General features: G+C 41.5%; 15 protein-coding genes. 11 read left to right on the forward strand and 4 right to left on the reverse strand.

Translation table 11 applies throughout. The features are described 5' to 3' along the window. Positions 1–1,176 (forward strand): cyanate transporter, encoded by a 1,176-nt coding sequence (locus F895_RS11020; protein ID WP_026040222.1) that lies wholly within the window; start codon positions 1–3, stop codon positions 1,174–1,176. 106 nt (positions 1,177–1,282) lie between these two features. Here F895_RS11020 and thiM read toward each other — a convergent pair whose 3' ends face one another. Beyond that, positions 1,283–2,098: a hydroxyethylthiazole kinase gene (gene thiM / locus F895_RS11015; RefSeq protein WP_005240813.1), complete on the reverse strand. Its 816-nt coding sequence runs from the start codon at positions 2,096–2,098 to the stop codon at positions 1,283–1,285. Between the two features lie 24 nt (positions 2,099–2,122). After that, positions 2,123–3,283 carry a hypothetical protein gene (locus F895_RS11010; RefSeq protein WP_005240815.1) on the reverse strand — a complete coding sequence of 387 codons (1,161 nt, stop codon included), beginning with the start codon at positions 3,281–3,283 and terminating at the stop codon, positions 2,123–2,125. A gap of 372 nt (positions 3,284–3,655) precedes the next feature. On the opposite strand from F895_RS11010, the gene F895_RS11005 reads away from it, so the two are divergent. Next, entirely contained in the window at positions 3,656–4,132 is a 477-nt protein-coding gene (locus F895_RS11005) for a DUF2147 domain-containing protein (RefSeq protein ID WP_005240816.1), read from the forward strand. 216 nt (positions 4,133–4,348) lie between these two features. Further along, positions 4,349–4,822, forward strand: coding sequence for a DUF2147 domain-containing protein (locus F895_RS11000; protein WP_005240817.1), 474 nt, complete (start codon positions 4,349–4,351; stop codon positions 4,820–4,822). 60 nt (positions 4,823–4,882) lie between these two features. Here F895_RS11000 and F895_RS10995 read toward each other — a convergent pair whose 3' ends face one another. Then, positions 4,883–5,140: a hypothetical protein gene (locus tag F895_RS10995; protein ID WP_005053401.1), complete on the reverse strand. Its 258-nt coding sequence runs from the start codon at positions 5,138–5,140 to the stop codon at positions 4,883–4,885. Positions 5,141–5,479: 339 nt separating this feature from the next. Here F895_RS10995 and pepN point away from each other — a divergent pair, with 339 nt between their 5' ends. From pepN to F895_RS10955, 8 genes are all read left to right on the forward strand, one after another. Beyond that, positions 5,480–8,086, forward strand: a complete 2,607-nt coding sequence (gene pepN, locus F895_RS10990; RefSeq protein WP_005240818.1) for an aminopeptidase N — start codon at positions 5,480–5,482, stop codon at positions 8,084–8,086. 111 nt (positions 8,087–8,197) lie between these two features. Then, on the forward strand, positions 8,198–8,884 hold the full coding sequence (locus F895_RS10985) for a dienelactone hydrolase family protein (protein WP_005240819.1): 687 nt from the start codon (positions 8,198–8,200) through the stop codon (positions 8,882–8,884). 64 nt (positions 8,885–8,948) lie between these two features. Beyond that, positions 8,949–9,386 (forward strand): RDD family protein, encoded by a 438-nt coding sequence (locus F895_RS10980; protein WP_005240820.1) that lies wholly within the window; start codon positions 8,949–8,951, stop codon positions 9,384–9,386. Between the two features lie 331 nt (positions 9,387–9,717). Next, on the forward strand, positions 9,718–10,422 hold the full coding sequence (locus F895_RS10975; protein ID WP_005240821.1) for a hypothetical protein: 705 nt from the start codon (positions 9,718–9,720) through the stop codon (positions 10,420–10,422). Between the two features lie 103 nt (positions 10,423–10,525). Beyond that, positions 10,526–13,282 carry a magnesium-translocating P-type ATPase gene (mgtA, locus tag F895_RS10970; RefSeq protein WP_026040232.1) on the forward strand — a complete coding sequence of 919 codons (2,757 nt, stop codon included), beginning with the start codon at positions 10,526–10,528 and terminating at the stop codon, positions 13,280–13,282. 15 nt (positions 13,283–13,297) lie between these two features. Then, entirely contained in the window at positions 13,298–14,017 is a 720-nt protein-coding gene (locus tag F895_RS10965; RefSeq protein ID WP_005240823.1) for an MgtC/SapB family protein, read from the forward strand. Between the two features lie 139 nt (positions 14,018–14,156). Then, positions 14,157–15,989 (forward strand): monovalent cation:proton antiporter-2 (CPA2) family protein, encoded by a 1,833-nt coding sequence (locus F895_RS10960; RefSeq protein WP_005240824.1) that lies wholly within the window; start codon positions 14,157–14,159, stop codon positions 15,987–15,989. A 389-nt stretch (positions 15,990–16,378) separates the two neighbouring features. Next, the gene (locus tag F895_RS10955) at positions 16,379–17,311 is read left to right on the forward strand and encodes an IS5 family transposase (protein WP_000743262.1); all 933 of its coding nucleotides are present in this window, start codon (positions 16,379–16,381) and stop codon (positions 17,309–17,311) included. 29 nt (positions 17,312–17,340) lie between these two features. Here F895_RS10955 and F895_RS10950 read toward each other — a convergent pair whose 3' ends face one another. Beyond that, positions 17,341–18,525 (reverse strand): benzoate/H(+) symporter BenE family transporter, encoded by a 1,185-nt coding sequence (locus F895_RS10950; RefSeq protein ID WP_005240827.1) that lies wholly within the window; start codon positions 18,523–18,525, stop codon positions 17,341–17,343. Positions 18,526–18,592: the final 67 nt, after the last annotated feature.

Genomic DNA, 18,592 nt, shown 5'->3' on the forward strand with positions numbered 1-18,592 from the left:
ATGAATAGGATAAATCAGCGATCTTTTTTGATTATAACCGTTGCTTTGGTGGGATTGAACCTTCGACCATTCATGACCAGTATTGGGCCCGTTGCCAATCAGATTCGAGCAACGACTGGATTGAGTTTACAAGGCATTGCACTATTAACTCTAGTGCCAATGGTGCTGATGGGGCTGATTGCTTTTATTGGGCCTGTAATACAGCGTGCGATTGGAGAACGGCGTGCCATTCTCGGGGCCTTAGGGCTGATTTGCTTAGGGTGTGGCTTGCGTTTCATTGTACCTAATGGATGGGCTTTAATTGGAACGGCAGCCATTATTGGTTTTGGTGTGGCGGTAGTTCAAGCAGCTTTTCCAAGTCTGATAAAAAGAGAATTCCATGCCCATCTAAGCCCGATGATGGGGCTTTATTCAGCGACGTTGATGGGCGGAGGAGCGCTTGGTGCTCTCATTGCACCAGTAGTAACAAATAGTAGCGGTAACTGGAAAATCGGGCTGGCTATTTTTGTTTTGCCTGCATTACTTGCTCTTGTATTTGCAAGTTGCTTTTTGACTGAAGCAGCGCGGCAGCATAATAAAATGCCTTCAATATTAACCCTGTTAAAACAGCCAAGAACTTGGCTGCTGATCTGTTGTTTTGGTTTAATCAATGGTGGCTATAGCTCGATTGTGGCTTGGCTGGCACCTGCTTTCCAAGCACAGGGCTGGACAGCAACTGCGAGTGGTAATTTGATGGCTGTGTTAACACTCAGCCAAGCGGCTGCCGCGTTGCTATTACCTTATTTAGCCCGAAACAATCGAGATCGCCGTGTTTGGATTGCGATCACCTTGATCTTGCAATTGATTGGCTTTTCAGGCTTGGCCTTTTTTGCTGATGCTTTGCCTTATCTATGGGCAATTACCGTGGGAGCGGGCTTAGGCGGATGTTTTGCCTTGCTGATGATTGTAGTGCTCGATCATTTAGCTGACCCAACGCATGCGGGGCAACTTTCAGCTTTGATGCAGGGTGGTGGCTTTCTATTGGCAGCGCTTGCGCCATGGTGGGTTGCAGTACTGCATGGTATGACGGACACATATCGTGCAGGATGGATTTGGCATATATTGATGGTCGTGATTGTTGCGGGGCTGATGATTCGTCTAAACCCTCGGCATTATGACAAGGTTATCCGTCTTTAGCTCAGAAAAGAAAATCAGTAGACTGCTCATTCAGCCCCAGAATAAACAGACATATCAGTGATGTGTTTGTTTATTCTGTACATATGAATATTGTGGAATGAAATACTTAAATGATTTCAATATCGACATATTGCTGAATCAGGTTGTCATCCAGCATATGCACATAATCTAAAAAGGCCACATTAAAGCTGCCAACGGTTTGCGCATGCTCATAAGCCAGTTTACCAGCAATGGCAAAATGAATGTGTGAGGCAAGTGCAGCGATGGTTGGATGACTGACTGAATGATAGGCTGCGGTTAATGCGCCTAAGGCACACCCTGTTGCGGTAATTTTGGGTTGTAAATGACAGCCACCATTGACTTGAATCACCGCATCGAATTGTTTCGAGATGATGAAGTCTGATTCACCTGAAATTGCAACACATTCAGTGTGCTGCAATAGGCTTTTGGCTTGTGCATAAACCTCATGACTATTTAAAGTGCTATCGACACCTTTAGATTGGATTTGGCTGCCCGCTAAGGTACTGATCTCCGAAGCATTGCCGCGAATAATGCTGGGTTGGAATGTTAACAGTTGATCGACCGTTGCACTGCGCCATTTTAACACTGCACCATAACCGACAGGGTCAAGTACCCAAGGCACTTGCTGCTGTTGAGCCGTTTGAGCTGAAATCAACATGGCTTGGGTCTGTTCGCTGGTGGGTGTACCCAGGTTGATACTTAAGGCGGCACTGATTTTAGTGAAATCTTCGGCTTCAAATGGATTATCAATCATGGCAGGAGATGCACCTGCTGCCAGTAAGATATTTGCCACATAATTGTTGGCAACGCTATTGGTCATGCATTGCACTAAAGGCGTTTGTTGTTGTAAGGCACGCCAAGCTTCGATGACTTGATCAATCAGTTGTTGTTTGTGTGACATGACATATCCTGAATAAGGTCTTTATTAGCGAGTGAAATAATGATCTTGATGCTTACATTGACGGCAAATTAATGACACATAATCTTCGGCATCATAATCCACAATTAAGTCATTTGAACCGCAATACATGCATCGCTTAACCGAGTAGAAACTTAAGCGAGGTTCGATTTTTCGCCAAGACTTCCAGACTGGCTGAATAAAAATGCTCTCGTCATAACCCAAAAATTTAAACAGCAGCACTTCACTCATTTTACTAAATGGAATGGTGTAAGGTCTGGGTAAGGTCGTGGTTTCCCAACGTTCAGTTAAGGCGCGCTCACGATATTGTTCCAATGTCTTTTTTAATAAATTGGTATTAATGAATTTATCATTTCTTGGCTGTAAGGCATTCTGTTTATGCAGATATTCTAATGCAGTTTGAATCAAATAAAAAATTTGGCCAACAGCGAGACCTTCCATTAAACGGTAGCAAAAAGCTTGGAATGGGCGGCTACCTGCAATCTGGATGCCCCAAGTTCGACAATAGAACTGCATGAATTGTACAATTTCTTGGTAAAGCACAAGATAGAGGGCATCCTTGACCTCATCGGTGTTTTTAAAGGGAATTCCTAGACTCAGGTTTTCATAAAACCAGTGCCGCAATTGTTGGGTGACACTAAACAAGCTCGGGTCAGAATAGCCATCCAGTCGAACATTCAAATAAAAATGTTCAGTTTCCAAGTTACTATCTTGTGACTTAAATACCCCGAGTTTCAGTAATTCTTGAACTAAATGATTCTGGAACAAATAGTTGGGTGTAAATTCTCGATATTTGATATTCTGCCAATGAATCAGCTCATCATGTTGTACGTCTTCGCGTGCATAATTATCTAACAGGCTGAGCAAAAATAATTTATGTAAAAAACTCAGTTGATTCAGACTATAAATGACTTCGTCTTTAACTTTGTTCTTTCGCTGTTCTTGTAAAATGGTTTGCTGGGTTTGTTTTTTCCGTTGAGCGGTACATTGACTACAATGACAATTCAGTTTGCTATCACTTTTAAAGACACGGTGCTGACAATGGCTGCATTCGTGAAATTGAAATTCTTGATTGTACTGTTCTGCCTCAATCCAGTACATCGACGCGCGGCACAACGGGCAATGGCTACTTTCATCTAACTGTTTTTGTAGAATCTGTAAATCCATCGATTTGAAACCTGCGACCATTAAAAACAGAATTATACATGCTGTATCTGTAGAGTGATGCAAAGTTTACAGCGAGATCAAAATTATAGGTGAGATTGTAGACACTCAAAGAGGTGAAGCTTCATACAGTCTAGGCAATCTAATCGTTGCTGAGATGCGGAACACTGTCTGAGTTTCTGCTTTAGGTCGAATCTTAAAGTGGATTTGTATGTGTAGTGCCAAGCCATAATCATTAATTAAAAATTCTGAGAATTACTTAAAACTTTGTTCAATTTTAAATAGTTAAATGATCTTTTGCTATGTTGATTGTTTCTGAACATTCGTATAAAAATGGAGCCATAGACGGATCGGTTTTGCATTACGGAGTTGATTATGCAAAAAAACACACTCATGAAAGGAATCATGGGCATCTCTTTCACTGTATTCACGACACTTAGTTTTGCTTCAACCCCAGAAGGGTTTTGGAAAAGTATTGATGATCGTACAGGGGAACAGCTTTCAATCGTGGAAATTAAAAAGAAACCCGATAATACTTATACAGGAACGATTGTCTATCGTTATCCCGTTCCTGGCGGTGCGACAGTATTGACCCATTGTGTTAAATGTCCTGAACCATTTAAAAATAAGCCAATTCTCGGATTGCAAATTGCGTGGGGGCTAAAAGAAGATCCGAAAAATCCGAATCAATATATTGATGGTCGAGTTCTTGAGCCTAAAACAGGTAATATTTATAAGGGTAAGGCGCAATTGAGTGCCGATGGCAAGCGTCTGCGCATGCGGGGGTATATGGGGATTTCTGCACTTGGGCGCACTCAAGTCTGGATTCGAACCGACAGCGCGAATCCTTAACGGATTCAATCGTTCTTTAGAAAGCCTAAACGACCAGTTTGGGCTTTTTTATTTGTACTAAACAGTAACGACTAGTGTTTTAAATTTGGCAAATAGATAACTCATTTCTTATACAAATGAACGCTAGCGTACAGTGTAACTTATTAAAAAGTGTGATAATTTCCGTGCATTAAACCTATAACGATGAATAGGTTTCTTTTTTTAGACGGGGTTAATATGCTAAATCGTATGCTCATGAACGGAATCATGGGACTCACTGTTGCTTGTGCAAGCGCAACGACTTTTGCAGCTTCAATTGAGGGCTACTGGAAAAGTATCGAAGAACGAACAGGTGAGCAACTCTCAATCGTAGAAATCCGTAAAGGAAATGACGGCCGTTATCATGGGAAGATTGTTTATCGTTATCCAAACTCACATGGCATTGCACTGACCAATTGCACTAAATGCGCAGCACCCAATACCAATAAACCGATTCTAGGTCTAGAGATTTTATCAGGCTTTAGGGAAGATCCAGATAAACCAGATTCTTATATTGATGGTCGAGTATTGGAGCCGACATCTGGCCGTATCTATAAAGGCAAAGGCGTGGTAACAGGCGAAGGTAAACGTTTACGTATGCGTGGTTATATGGGCGTTTCAGCATTGGGCCGTACAGTCGTCTGGTTGCGTACCGATAACGCGACCCCTTAATCAAATAGTTATAAAAAAAACCTCGAAATCGCTTCGAGGTTTTTTGGTTAAAGTGAATGATTAAACTGGGCATGGTAAGTTTTCGTCCTCCTGACCGATTTTTTTTGCAGCAATGAGTGCTTGTACTTTTTTACTCGGTAATTTTTCTTTACCAAGCGCGTCATAGGTGTTCACGATATTGGTCACTTCTAATGCGGTCAATTCAATTCCTTCTGCAGTTAAAAAAACGGAAATGACATGATGATCCACGCCTGCTTTTGCTAGATCGTGAATCGCCTTGATATTTTCTAAACGATATAAGTGTGCTTTTAATTCCATCGTCATACCCTCACATGTTTTATTGTATTACCTACATTGGCATATAAACTTAAGCAATAACCGTGCACAAAATGTAAAACGCCAGAAAAAAATGTAAGTTGAGCGATAAAACCCCTTCGATTCTGTAGCATTTATTTAAGAATGGAAAACCATGTTGTAATTTTGTCTAAACGGCACGTGATTTGCTCAATAAATTTGAAAAGATGAAAAGTAAACCCAATAAAATTCTTAAAACTGGTACGTGGCTCTAAAGACAGCTTTTGTAAGTTGGCGTATGATCGACTCATCAAGAGTCTTGCCAACAAGACCATCCGACATGATGAAAGATAAGGAATACTGATGAATATTGCGGCGCAGCCCCCTGTACAGGCAGATCAAACCATTTATTTAAAAGACTATCAAAAGCCTTCATTCTTGGTTGAATCCATCAATTTGGATATTCAGGTTTATGATGATCATACCGTTGTTGATTCTACACTGGTGATGAAACGTCAGACAGCAGGTGCATTGGTTCTGTTAGGTCGTGATCTGGAACTCAAATCAATTCAACTTAATGGTCAGACGCTGAGTGCCGAGCAATATGATCTGGACAGTGAACAATTGGTGATCACTGATGCACCAGATCAGGTCATTCTACAAACGCAAGTGATCATTCATCCTGAGTCGAACACTCAGCTTGAAGGTCTATACAAGGCAGGGGATTTATTTGTCACTCAAAATGAACCTGAAGGTTTCCGTAAAATTACCTTCTATCCAGATCGCCCAGATGTGCTTGCTGAATTTACAACGCGAGTAGAAGCAGACAAGAAATATCCAGTATTGCTTGCAAACGGGAACTTATTGGAAACGGGTGAGGCTGGAGAGGGCCGTCATTTTGCGATCTGGCAAGATCCAACCAAAAAACCGAGCTATTTATTTGCCTGTGTGATTGGTGATTTAGCAGTATTGAAAGATCGTTATACAACTTCCGAAGGCCGTGATGTTGCTTTGGAGATTTATGCGATTGAAAAAGATATCCCAAAATGTCACATCGCGATGGAAGCCCTAAAGCATTCAATGCGCTGGGATGAAGAACATTATGGGCGTCCTTACGATCTCGATAACTATATGATCGTGGCAGTAAGTCAGTTCAACATGGGGGCAATGGAGAACAAAGGTTTAAATATCTTTAATACCTCTTGTGTACTTGCCGATGAAGAATACACCACCGATGCTGCGATTATGCGAGTCCAGTCGGTGATTGCACATGAATACTTTCACAACTGGACAGGCAACCGGATTACCTGTCGTGACTGGTTCCAGTTGTGCTTAAAAGAAGGTTTAACGGTTTTTCGTGATCAGTCTTTCTCTGAAGACTTACAATCAGCGGCCGTACAACGCATAGATGATGTGGCCGTGTTAAAGTCGCATCAATTCCCGGAAGATGCAGGTCCATTGTCGCATCCACCACGCCCAGATCATTTTGTTGAAATCAACAACTTTTATACTGCTACGGTGTATGAGAAGGGTGCTGAAATCAATCGCATGATGGCCACTTTATTGGGCAAAGAAAAATACCGTCAAGGGACTGATGAATATTTCCTGCGTCATGACGGGCAAGCGGTCACAGTGGAAGACTGGGTGGCTGCATTAAGTGCAGGTTCTGGTGTGGATCTCTCTAATTTCCTGACTTGGTATAACCAGCCAGGGACGCCAAAGTTAGAAGCCAAAGGTGAATATAATGCCGCTGCACAGACTTATCGTCTAAGCTTCAAACAAAGCTTGAAAGCACATCCAAAATATCCAAACCTTAAAGCAGTGCCAATTCCTGTGGCCTTGGCTTTATTTAATGCCAATACGGGTGAGCAATATACTTTGCACAGCACAGACCTGTTTGTGAATCAGGTCAAAGATGGGGTGTATTTATTTGATCAAGATGAAGCAACAATTGAATTTACAGGGGTAACCGAGCAACCTGTCGTTTCCTTATTGCGTAATTTCTCGGCACCTGTGAATTTGGTATTTGACTATTCCGATGACGATCTGGCTTTTCTAATTCAGCATGAAACCAATGGTTTTAACCAATGGCAAGCCACACAAACCTTATTGGAACGGATTTTATTAGACGATCATAAGGCAGATATTTATATTCAGGCGATTAAAAATACCTTGCCTGAATTAGTGAATCAAGATCCGTTACTGGCATCGCGTTTATTTGATGTACCAAGTGAAAACTACTTGGGCAGCCGTATTGATCAGGACTATGAACCCGAACTGATTCGTGAAAAACGTGAAGCGGTACTGGATCGTTTAGCGCGTGAGTTGGGCTCATTCTGGAAAGACACCTATTTAGCCCTTGATCCAGCGCAACAGAAAGAGTTTTCTTTGGCAATGGGCGTGCGAGCATTGAAAAATATCATGCTCAACATGCTGGCACGTCAAGGTGATGAATCGGTCTTTGAGTTGGCTTATGCGCAATATCAACAAACGGGCAATATGTCTGAGCGTTTAGGGGCCTTACGTGTTTTGGTGTGGAACGATGCACCACAAGCGCAAGCAGCGCTCGCTGATTTCTATAACCGTTTTAAAGATGAAGCCTTATCTTTAGACCAATGGTTTAGTATCCAGGCATCGAACCCGTGTGCAACAGCAGAAACAATTGAGTATCTGACCAAACATGCCGATTATGATTTGGGAACACCGAATCGTATCCGTGCAGTGAGTGGTGGTTTGGCAGCAAACCCAGTCAATACCTGGAGTTTTGGTGTTGATCATTTCATCGAGCTTGCCGCTTATCTGGATGAGAAAAATCCAATTTTGGGTTCTCGATTATTGCAAGTATTGTCACGTTGGTACACCTTGGCTGAACCACAACGTAGCCAAGTGCAACAGGCACTTAAAGGCCTACAGCCTCAAGTAAAATCGAAAAATGTGGCAGAGACTTTGAACAGTTTATTAAGTATTTAACCAGCTGATTGAATGAATGCAAAAAGGATGTCGTCAGACATCCTTTTTTATTTGACAATTGATATTGTCACAAATAGGATGAAAATCATTCGAACGCAACGGATGACTGCAATGGAAATAAAAACAATCACATTACCGACACGTCAAATTGAAGTTGAAGTGTATGCACCTGCTCAAACCTTAGAAAAAGCACCTGCCATATTATTGCTGCATGAGTTATTCGGTATTTTAGATGTCTATCGAGAAGATGCCCAAGATTTGGCGGATCGTGGCTATTTGGTCTATGTCCCTAACTTATTTAGTGGTGGCGCAGTCAAATATTGTATTCGTGCTATGGTAAATAAGGCAGGACGAACCAATGCTGCGGATAGTGGGGTGAATCAGGAAATTCATGTATTACTGGATGCATTAAAAGCAGATCCACGGTCAAATGGACGTTTGGGGATGTTGGGGCAATGTCTTACAGGCGGCTATGTCATTCAGATGGCCAAACGAGACGATATGTTGGCGCCTGTGGTGTATCACCACTCATTAGGGATTGAAGGAGCAGGCGTACCGAAAAAAGAATCTTTAGATCAAGTTCGTATTTTACAAGGACATTGGTCTACGGTTGATCCATTTTGTCCAGCGAACAAACGAAATCAACTTATTCAACAATTGGGTGATCGTGTGGAAGCCTATACCTATAATATGCCGCATGGTTTTCGTAGCGTGAGTCGCGGTATGCCGGAAGCACAAGTGGTTTGGCAACGAACTATTGATTTTTTTGAGCGAGAATTACAACAAAAGATAATATAAATAAATGCTGCAACAGGTTATTATTTATTAATATTTTATAGAAATAATCAAAGAGAGGGGAAATATGTCTCAACAATATGAGTATGCGGGTTTCTGGATACGTGTTGGCGCAGCAATTATTGATTCGATCATTATCATTGTCGCATTAATTCCTTTAACCATGATCTTTGGGGGTGGTGATACTACTGTTGCCTCAGATGGGTTCTCATCATTCCAGTTTATGTCTACATGGGATTGGGTGTGGCAAATCATCACAGCAGCTTTTTACATTTTTTGCTGGATTAAATTCGCAGGAACGCCAGGTAAACGTTTACTTCGATTAAAAGTCTTGGATGAAAAAACAGGAGAAAAGATTAGTGTTGGGCAAGGGATTATTCGCTACATTGGTTATATTCCAGCTACATTAGTATTTTTTATTGGTTTAATTTGGGTTGCATTTGACTCCAAGAAACAGGGTTGGCATGACAAAATGGCCAAAACAGTAGTAGTGAGAGAGCTTTAAGCAATAAAACCTTGTCGCACTGAATTGTGTGTTGCAATAAAAAATTCATGAAAAGGGGCTTGTTAATCTAATAACTTCCCCTATAATGCCGATGAGTTTATTCAACGGAGATCCTAAATGGGAAGTTGTTCGAGGTTCGAGTTTAATTATCTTTTAAACCAAAGCGAATACTGAGCAAGTTAGCCTTTTAGGTCGGCTATCTTGCAAGGAGATAGCTTTGATAAAATGTATATAATTATTCCCTGACTTATAAAATTTTTACGTATTAGCAAAAATTTATTGTATTGACTACAGCCCGTTTAGTTTCCCACCTAAAAATGGGGAGAAGCCTATGTTTTTACACGCTTCCATTCAATGGTATTATACCCTCAGCGTATTTTTACTCTGTGGGGTATTGCTGCTCGCTCAAAAGAGCAAAGCAGATCCACTGTTAAATACAGATGATGCTTCAATAACCGCAGCACATCATTGTCAATTAGAATCGTCATATCTATTTTTAAAGGGCGGAGCCAGTTCCTATCAGATTACGCCAGCCTGTAATCTAGGCCAAAATTTTGAAGTCTCGCTTGGCTATCATGCGACCCAAGATCTGGATAATGTGCATGGTTTTTCTGTTCAAGCGAAAACTGTCTTAAAGCCAATGAGTAACCACTGGGGTGTTGCTACCAGCCTGATGTTGTCACGTGATGAACAATCTAAACAGCGCTCCGATCTAGATTGGTTTTTCAACGTACCGATGAGTTTTAATCTGATTGATCAACGCTTGGGCCTCAATACCAATATCGGTTATCAGGATGGTCCGGATCATGTCGGTTTAATCCGTTGGGGAGTTGCGACCAATTACTCTTTATCCGACCGTTTCGCCATAAGCGCAGAAACCTATAATCAAGACCGTCAATCACCCTTTGTGCAAGCTGCTGTGAATTACAGCCTCATTCCAAATATCCTCGTATTAGAAGCTTCAATCGGCGAACGTCTAAATGCCTTTCGACAGAGATGGTTTGGGCTTGGGTTAAGTTTTACCCCTTCATTCTAAGAATGCTCAACTTCTTTATTTCCTAAATTTATATTTTTTCAATCGACTTTATTGATGAAAATAAGGTCAAGGCCTTTGCATGCCTAAAAAAGAGGATTTCAATATGAAACTCTGGCAACGACTTTTTACTGCATTTCTTAAAAGATTCCACCTCATGCGCTTTTTTGGGCGGAGTCAATCATTTAAAGAATTACATCAATCAAGCTATGCACAAGAAATTGGTAAAACATTATCTGCTCGTTTAGTGGATGCTGCACAGCTTGATTCAGCACAGTTATTACAACAATTAAATAGTTCAAATTCGGGGTTAACTGAGCAACAGGCAAACGCACAACAGAAACTTGTTGGGTTAAATGAAATTGCACATGAAAAGCCATTAACCTGGTGGCAACATCTTTGGTATTGCTATCGCAATCCATTCAATATTTTATTGAGCTTGTTAGCTTTGGTTGCCTTTCTGACAGATGACCTAACCGGTGCCAGTATTATTAGTGTGATGGTGATACTTTCAACCTTATTACGCTATTGGCAAGAGTCAAAGTCTAATCAGGCAGCAGATGCATTAAAAGCCATGGTCAGTAACACAGCAACGGTGTTACGTCATCAGGTCAGCTATGATGATCTGACATTGATGCAACAACGTTATGGAATTGATGTAAAAAATCAAAAAAATACTCAATTTGAAATGCCGATTCAGTATTTGGTTCCAGGTGATGTCATCTTGCTTTCAGCGGGAGATATGATCCCTGCAGACTGTCGCATTTTAACAGCCAAAGATTTGTTTGTGTCCCAAGCTGCAATGACGGGCGAATCGATGCCTGTAGAAAAATTTGCATTGCAAAAAAATATGCAGGAGCAAAGTGCGCTTGAGTTGGAAAATATCGTATTTATGGGGACCAATGTGGTGTCTGGCTCAGCCCAAGCTGTTGTAGTCAGTACTGGTATTCAAACTTATTTCGGTGCTTTGGCACATCGTGTGACGGCGACAGATCGGGGGACCACATCGTTTCAGATGGGGGTCAATAAAGTAAGTTGGTTACTGATTCGCTTTATGTTGGTGATGGCACCGATTGTGTTATTTATTAATGGTTTCACCAAAGGCGACTGGACAGAGGCATTTCTATTTGCACTTTCAGTTGCGGTCGGCTTAACACCTGAAATGCTACCGATGATTGTGACTTCAACCTTAGCCAAGGGCGCAGTCTTCCTCTCTAAAAAGAAAGTAATTGTCAAACGGCTGGATGCAATTCAAAATTTTGGTGCGATGGATATACTCTGCACAGATAAAACGGGAACGTTGACACAAGATAAAATCTTTTTATCTCAGCATGTGGATGTACATGGACAAACTTCACATTATGTTTTAATGCAGGCTTTCTTAAACAGTTATTATCAAACTGGATTAAAAAATCTGCTTGATGTGGCAGTGCTGGAAGCGGTTGGCCAAGATATTAAAACGCAAAAGTTACACTATAAAAAAGTAGATGAAGTGCCATTTGACTTTGATCGTCGTCGGATGTCTGTGGTCGTGAAGACACCCGAAGATCGTGTCAGAATGATTACCAAGGGTGCGGTAGAAGAAATGCTGAAAGTTTGCCGTTATGTTGAGGTTAACGGAAAAATTGAAGCATTGACCCAGCAACGGCAAGTAGCGATTGAAGCGTTAACTCAGCGTTATAACAAGGACGGTTTGCGTGTTGTGGCGGTTGCATATCGCGAGTTTTCAAATGCACAGGAAAACTTTTCGGTCGTCGATGAAAGCGATCTTATTTTAATTGGTTATGTTGCTTTTCTTGATCCGCCAAAAGAGTCAGCAATGGCGGCAGTAAAAAGCTTACATGCACACGGTGTAACGGTGAAAGTACTGACAGGTGATAATGAATTTGTCACTCAAAAAGTATGCCGTGAAATTGGGATCGATTTTAAGCAGGTTTTATTGGGTAGTGTGATTGAAACCCTGACCGACCAACAGCTTCAAAGAGCGGTAGAGCAGTACCATATTTTTGCAAAACTCAGTCCCGTGCATAAAGAACGAATTGTCGAGCAACTTAAAGCCAATGGGCATGTGGTTGGTTTCCTAGGAGATGGTATCAATGATGCAGCTGCCATTCGTGCTGCGGATATTGGTATTTCTGTTGATACAGCGGTTGATATTGCAAAAGAATCGGCAGATTTGATTTTGCTTGAAAAAAGTCTGATGGTACTTGAGCAAGGTGTGATTGAAGGACGTAGAACATTTGCCAATATGCTGAAATATATCAAAATGACGGCAAGTTCAAATTTTGGTAATGTTTTTTCGGTATTAATAGCCAGTGCTTTTATTCCATTTCTACCAATGTTGCCTATTCACTTACTGATCCAGAACCTGCTTTACGATATCTCTCAAATTGCGATTCCATTTGATCATGTCGATGAAGAGTTGATTGCTCAGCCGCAACGTTGGCAACCTGAGGAAGTGGGGCGTTTTATGATCGTTTTTGGGCCGATTAGTTCAATTTTTGACATCCTTACATTTGCATTGATGTGGTTTGTGTTCTCTGCGAATACGCCAGAACAGCAAACTTTGTTCCAATCGGGATGGTTTGTTGTGGGATTGTTGACGCAAACCTTGATTGTGCACATGATTCGTACCGCTAAAATTCCATTTATTCAAAGCCGAGCTGCAACACCATTACTGGTCATGACTGCAATCATTATGTGTATTGGTATATTCTTACCAATGGGGCCTTTAGCTAGCTATTTGAAATTGGAAGCTTTACCGCTAAGTTATTTTTTCTATCTACCTTTCATCTTGATTGCCTATATGTGTGTGACACAATGGGTCAAAACAATGTATATCCGCCGTTACGGCTGGCAATAACACAATAGGTGTATAATGCAATTAAAATTTCTACAACATATTGATTTATCTAATATCGTTGATACATTAATTAGCCTTGTTACAGCATTCGCTTTAGGTGCATTAATTGGTATAGAGCGTCAGTATCGGCAGCGGACGGCAGGGTTAAGAACCAATGTACTGGTTGCCGTTGGCGCTGCGATTTTTGTAGATATTGCAATAAATCTCACGGGGGCAGATGGAGCTGTCCGAGTGATTGCCTATGTGGTTTCAGGGATTGGCTTTTTGGGTGCTGGTGTGATTATGCGTCAAGAAGGCAATATTCATGGTTTAAATACAGCTGCTACTCTGTGGTGTTCGGCAGCTGTGGGAGCTTCTGCGGGCGCAGACCTAATCGTAGAGGCTATTATCGCCACCTTATTTATTCTGGCGGCTAATACCTTGCTGCGTCCGATCGTGCATGTGATCGATCGTCGTCCATTAGACGATGACACCGAGGTTTTGCATGTGATTTATATCATTTGTGATCGTAGCCATAGCAAAGCTGTAATGGATGAACTGAATCTCACCTTAAAACATCATAATTACCCTGCAAAAGATATTGATGTCACGCCATTTGGGGAAAAAGAAGTTGAGATTGAGGTGACGCTAATCGCAACCTCAATTGATGCTGAAGAAGCTCAGCACATGATTAATCACCTTAATGCAATGCCTCAAATTCGACAGGCTTTTTGGGATAAAAATGCAATCAATTAAGCCTTGGTTTTATTCTTGAAAAAGTAGTGATTTAAAAGCTATTAAATGAATGAGTTGAGATACATTGTCTCATAAATGATATATAAAACGTGTAATGTTTCACATAAAATGAAAGCAGCTAGATAACAATGAGAACTGTATGAGTTCAGAAGCACATTCTATTAGTTTAATTGCACCAGTGGTGCTTCTCGCGGCAGCGGTTGTTGCCGTTCCTATTTTTAAGCGCATTGGCTTAGGTTCAGTATTAGGTTATTTAATTGCGGGTCTGATTATTGGGCCGTTCGGCTTTGCATTTTTCCATGATTCTGCCTCGATTTTGCATATTGCCGAATTAGGCATTGTGATGTATTTATTTGTGATTGGTCTGGAGATGCAGCCTTCGCATTTATGGAGTTTAAGACGTGAAATCTTTGGTTTAGGGACTTTGCAGATTGTTGCTTGTGCCTTAGCTCTCACAGGTGTTGGTTTGCTATTTGGTTTTAGCTGGCAAGTTGCATTCATTGGTGCCGCAGGTTTTGTTTTGACGTCGACAGCCATTGTGATGCAGTTATTAGGCGATCGAGGGGATATTGCTCAACCTCAAGGTCAAAAGATCGTTGCCATTTTATTATTCGAAGATTTATTGATTGTTCCTTTATTGGCAATTGTGGCTTTTATGGCACCCAACCATGTGGTTGAAACAACCTCAACACGTTTAGAAAGTATCGGTCTTGGACTTATTGCAATAGCGGGTTTAATTGCCGCAGGTTATTGGTTACTTAATCCATTATTCAGATTGTTGGCCGCTGCCAAGGCACGTGAAGTCATGACTGCCGCAGCACTTCTTGTGGTTTTAGGTGCCGCATTGTTGATGCAAGTAAGCGGTCTATCTATGGCAATGGGTGCATTTTTGGCAGGCGTGCTGTTGTCTGAATCGACCTTTAGACATCAAATTGAAGCTGATATTGAGCCTTTCCGTGGTTTACTACTGGGTTTGTTCTTCCTTGGCGTAGGCATGTCTTTAGATCTTTCCGTGGTTGCGCAAAACTGGCAGCTGATTCTCAGTGGCGTATTGGCGATGATGTTTGCTAAAGCCCTGATGATTTATATCGTAGCGCGAGTCACCAAAAGTTCGCATACGGAAGCACTGGATCGTGCACTGTTAATGGCACAAGGGGGCGAATTTGCCTTTGTACTCTTTGCAGCAGCGCTAAGTGCCCAAGTGATTGATAATTCGGTAAAGTCGAATCTTACTGCGATTGTGGTGTTGTCGATGGTGTTGACACCGATTTTAGGCATCATTTTCAAACGCTTCACGCAAGCCAAAGATCAAGTCAATTTGGACAATGTTCAGGTGGCCGAGGGTTTGAGTGGAAGTATTTTGATGATCGGTTTTGGTCGTTTTGGCCAAGTAACCAGTCAACTGTTATTAGCACGTGGCGTCGATGTCACTATTATTGACAATGACATTGATATGATTCAAAACGCAGAAAAGTTTGGTTTTAAAATTTATTATGGTGATGGTTGCCGTTTAGATATTTTGCATGCCTCTGGTGCTTCTTCGGCACAAGCCATTGTTGTCTGTGTGGATAGTAAAGAAACGACGAATCGGATTGTGGAGTTGGTAACACACGAATTTCCATTGGCAAAGCTGTTGGTGCGTTCGTATGACCGTGAGCATTCACTCTACTTAGTGAAACAGAAAGTCGATTATATGATCCGTGAAACCTTTGAATCAGCAATCAAGTTCGGTGGAGTGATTTTACATGAATTGGGTGTTGACGAAGACGAAGTACAACGGATTACCGATGAAATTCGAGATCGTGATGAAGAGCGTTTTGAAACTGAAATTGCAGCGGATGATGTCTATGCAGGCGTCGGCTTACAGTATACTCATACGCATCCACGACCAACGGCGCCATTAATTCGCCCTCAACAGGCTGCCCGAATCCTCAATGATGAAGAAGCGCAGAAAGATTTAGAGGAAAAGTAGTCCACAATTTTCCTCTCTAGTGTTGAATAAGCCTTAGGGTCTGTTGATATTTCACAGATGCTTGCGACAGAAGACATTTTTAGACGATACGAGGCATGACTTATGAGATTTAGTTATTCTAAATGAATAAGGCATAACGTAGTAGCGACAAAAAATGTCTCTGTCCCGTAGGGTTATAGCTAAAACTTCCCTAAACTGCGTTATGAAACTTGGCAAGGGGACTACCATTACCTGCGTTTCATGCCTTGTTTATGTTGTTTTAGCTAATAACGCAAGACATGGCTGAAATGTCAACAGACCCTAGTCAACTAAGGCTTATTTTTTTGCTTTAAATCGGCTTTGTTGCACAAACCTATCTGTAAAGGCTTTTTCAGCGATATAATTTTCAAATGAAGAAGCCTACACACAAAATCTACCGCACAACCAATTGGCCCGCATATAACCGAGCACTCATTAATCGCGGAAATATTGCCCTTTGGTTTGATCCTGCTACGCAATGGTATGCTCCATCAAAAGGCAAACAAGGGCGAAATCAAACCTACTCCGACGCAGCCATCCAATGCTGCTTAATGATTAAATCCTTATTCCGTCTATCTTTACGTATGGTCACTGGCTTTGTGCAAAGTCTGATTAAACTTTGCGGATTAAATTGGACCGCACCAGATTACAGTACGCTTTGTAGAAGACAAAAGCATATTGATATTGCAATCAGCTACCAAAAAAGTAGCGATGGGCTGCATCTACTCGTAGACTCTACAGGGATGAAGTTTCTAGGTGAGGGCGAATGGAAACGCAAGAAACATGGAGCTGAATATCGTCGCCAATGGCGTAAACTACATATTGGTATAGATGCCAAAACCCTACAAATACGCGCTATTCAGCTCACAACCAATAATGTCTGTGATTCACAGGTGCTTGGTGATTTACTTAATCAGATTCCACAAGATGAGCAGATTGACTCTGTTTATACCGATGGAGCTTATGACACCAAGCAATGCCGTCAGGTCATTGCAGATCGGCAAGCACATGCGGTGATTCCACCTAGAAAAAATGCGAAACCATGGAAAGATACAAAGAGTAGCTCGCTAGAGCGAAATGAATTACTTCGAACAATTAAACGTTTAGGTAGGACACTATGGAAAAAATGGTCAGGCTATCATCGCCGAAGTTTGGTTGAGACTAAAATGCACTGCATCAAATTATTAAGAGATAAACTCAGTGCAAGGAGCTTTGATAGCCAAGTCAATGAGGTTCATGCACGTGTAGCAGTCCTCAACAGATTTACGGAATTAGGTCGACCACTTACCCAAGTTACGCCTTAAATTTGGCTCAATTAGGGGCGCTTTGCCTTTCAAATCTTTGTGCAACAAAGCCCTTTAAATCTAAAGAGCAGCAATACCAAGATACCCAATAACAGGCCCCAAAATGCAGAGCCAATGCCCCAGAATTGAACACCAGAAGCGCTACATAAAAAAGTTAATAATGCTGCTTCACGCTCTTCTACATTTGAAAAAGCCACCGCAATGTTATGACTTATCGTTGCAAATAGCGCAATTCCTGCAAGTGCCACAATAAAAATCTGCGGAAATGACATTAATAAACTGACTAAGGTTGCTGCAAAAAGTCCCATCAAAATATAGAACAGACCACAACTGATACCTGCAATATAACGTTTGCTTGGATCAGGATGCACTTGATCATCTAAGCTCACTGCTGCACTAATTGCTGCGAGGTTGATTGAAAAGCAGCCAAAAGGCGCGAAAACAGTATGTGCAACACCTGTCCAACCCACCAATTGATTGACATGTGGATGATAGCCATAACTTTTAATCATGGCGATGCCTGGTAAGTTTTGTGAGGTCATGTTGATCACAAACAGAGGTAACGCCAAACCCAAGATCGCAGACCACGAAAATGAAGGCTGCATCCATACAGGTTGAGTTAGAGACCATGTGATGGCTTGGAGTTGAAAATCAATAAACAGGGGACAAATGGCCGCACCTAAAATGACGGTCAGTACAATGCTATAACGTGGGAATAAGCGTTTTGACACCAAGTAAATCACGAGCATACTTAAAATAAAGCCGAGATGACTTTCTAAGCTGCTAAAAATCTGAATACCGAACTTTAATAGAATCCCAGCAAGCATCGCGCAAGTTAAGCTTTGTGGAATATGGGCCAATAGTTTTTGAAAAATCCCTGAAAAGCCGACCACAGCAATGGCAATACCACAGATCAGGAAGGCACCAATCGCTTCATAAAGATCGTAATGTCCAGTCGATGCAATAATTAGTGCAATACCGGGTGTAGACCATGCCGTGGCAACAGGATATTTATATTTCCAAGACAAGATTAAGCCAGAGAGGCCAATGGCAAGCCCCAGAGCCCAGAACCAAGAACTGATTTGGGCGGTATTGGCACCTAAAGACTGTGCACCTTGAATAACAAGGACGGCGGAAACACTAATCCCGATTAAGAATGTAATAAAGCCAGCGAAAACTGCTGGAATGGAAAAATCCTGAAGGAGACGTTGCATCTATGCATCTATACTTGTTTAAAATTTGTTGAAAAGTATATCGTTAATGCGTATTAAATCGTAGTTC

The sequence above is a fragment of the Acinetobacter sp. CIP 64.2 genome (genome assembly GCF_000369645.1).
Classification (GTDB): domain Bacteria; phylum Pseudomonadota; class Gammaproteobacteria; order Pseudomonadales; family Moraxellaceae; genus Acinetobacter.

Bases quoted from the DNA above. Each gene is read 5' to 3' on its own strand.
- F895_RS11020 (WP_026040222.1), top strand. From the start codon at position 1: ATGAATAGGATAAATCAGCGATCTTTTTTGATTATAACCGTTGCTTTG.
- thiM (WP_005240813.1), bottom strand. From the start codon at position 2,098: ATGTCACACAAACAACAACTGATTGATCAAGTCATCGAAGCTTGGCGT.
- F895_RS11010 (WP_005240815.1), bottom strand. From the start codon at position 3,283: ATGGATTTACAGATTCTACAAAAACAGTTAGATGAAAGTAGCCATTGC.
- F895_RS11005 (WP_005240816.1), top strand. From the start codon at position 3,656: ATGCAAAAAAACACACTCATGAAAGGAATCATGGGCATCTCTTTCACT.
- F895_RS11000 (WP_005240817.1), top strand. From the start codon at position 4,349: ATGCTAAATCGTATGCTCATGAACGGAATCATGGGACTCACTGTTGCT.
- F895_RS10995 (WP_005053401.1), bottom strand. From the start codon at position 5,140: ATGGAATTAAAAGCACACTTATATCGTTTAGAAAATATCAAGGCGATT.
- pepN (WP_005240818.1), top strand. From the start codon at position 5,480: ATGAATATTGCGGCGCAGCCCCCTGTACAGGCAGATCAAACCATTTAT.
- F895_RS10985 (WP_005240819.1), top strand. From the start codon at position 8,198: ATGGAAATAAAAACAATCACATTACCGACACGTCAAATTGAAGTTGAA.
- F895_RS10980 (WP_005240820.1), top strand. From the start codon at position 8,949: ATGTCTCAACAATATGAGTATGCGGGTTTCTGGATACGTGTTGGCGCA.
- F895_RS10975 (WP_005240821.1), top strand. From the start codon at position 9,718: ATGTTTTTACACGCTTCCATTCAATGGTATTATACCCTCAGCGTATTT.
- mgtA (WP_026040232.1), top strand. From the start codon at position 10,526: ATGAAACTCTGGCAACGACTTTTTACTGCATTTCTTAAAAGATTCCAC.
- F895_RS10965 (WP_005240823.1), top strand. From the start codon at position 13,298: ATGCAATTAAAATTTCTACAACATATTGATTTATCTAATATCGTTGAT.
- F895_RS10960 (WP_005240824.1), top strand. From the start codon at position 14,157: ATGAGTTCAGAAGCACATTCTATTAGTTTAATTGCACCAGTGGTGCTT.
- F895_RS10955 (WP_000743262.1), top strand. From the start codon at position 16,379: ATGAAGAAGCCTACACACAAAATCTACCGCACAACCAATTGGCCCGCA.
- F895_RS10950 (WP_005240827.1), bottom strand. From the start codon at position 18,525: ATGCAACGTCTCCTTCAGGATTTTTCCATTCCAGCAGTTTTCGCTGGC.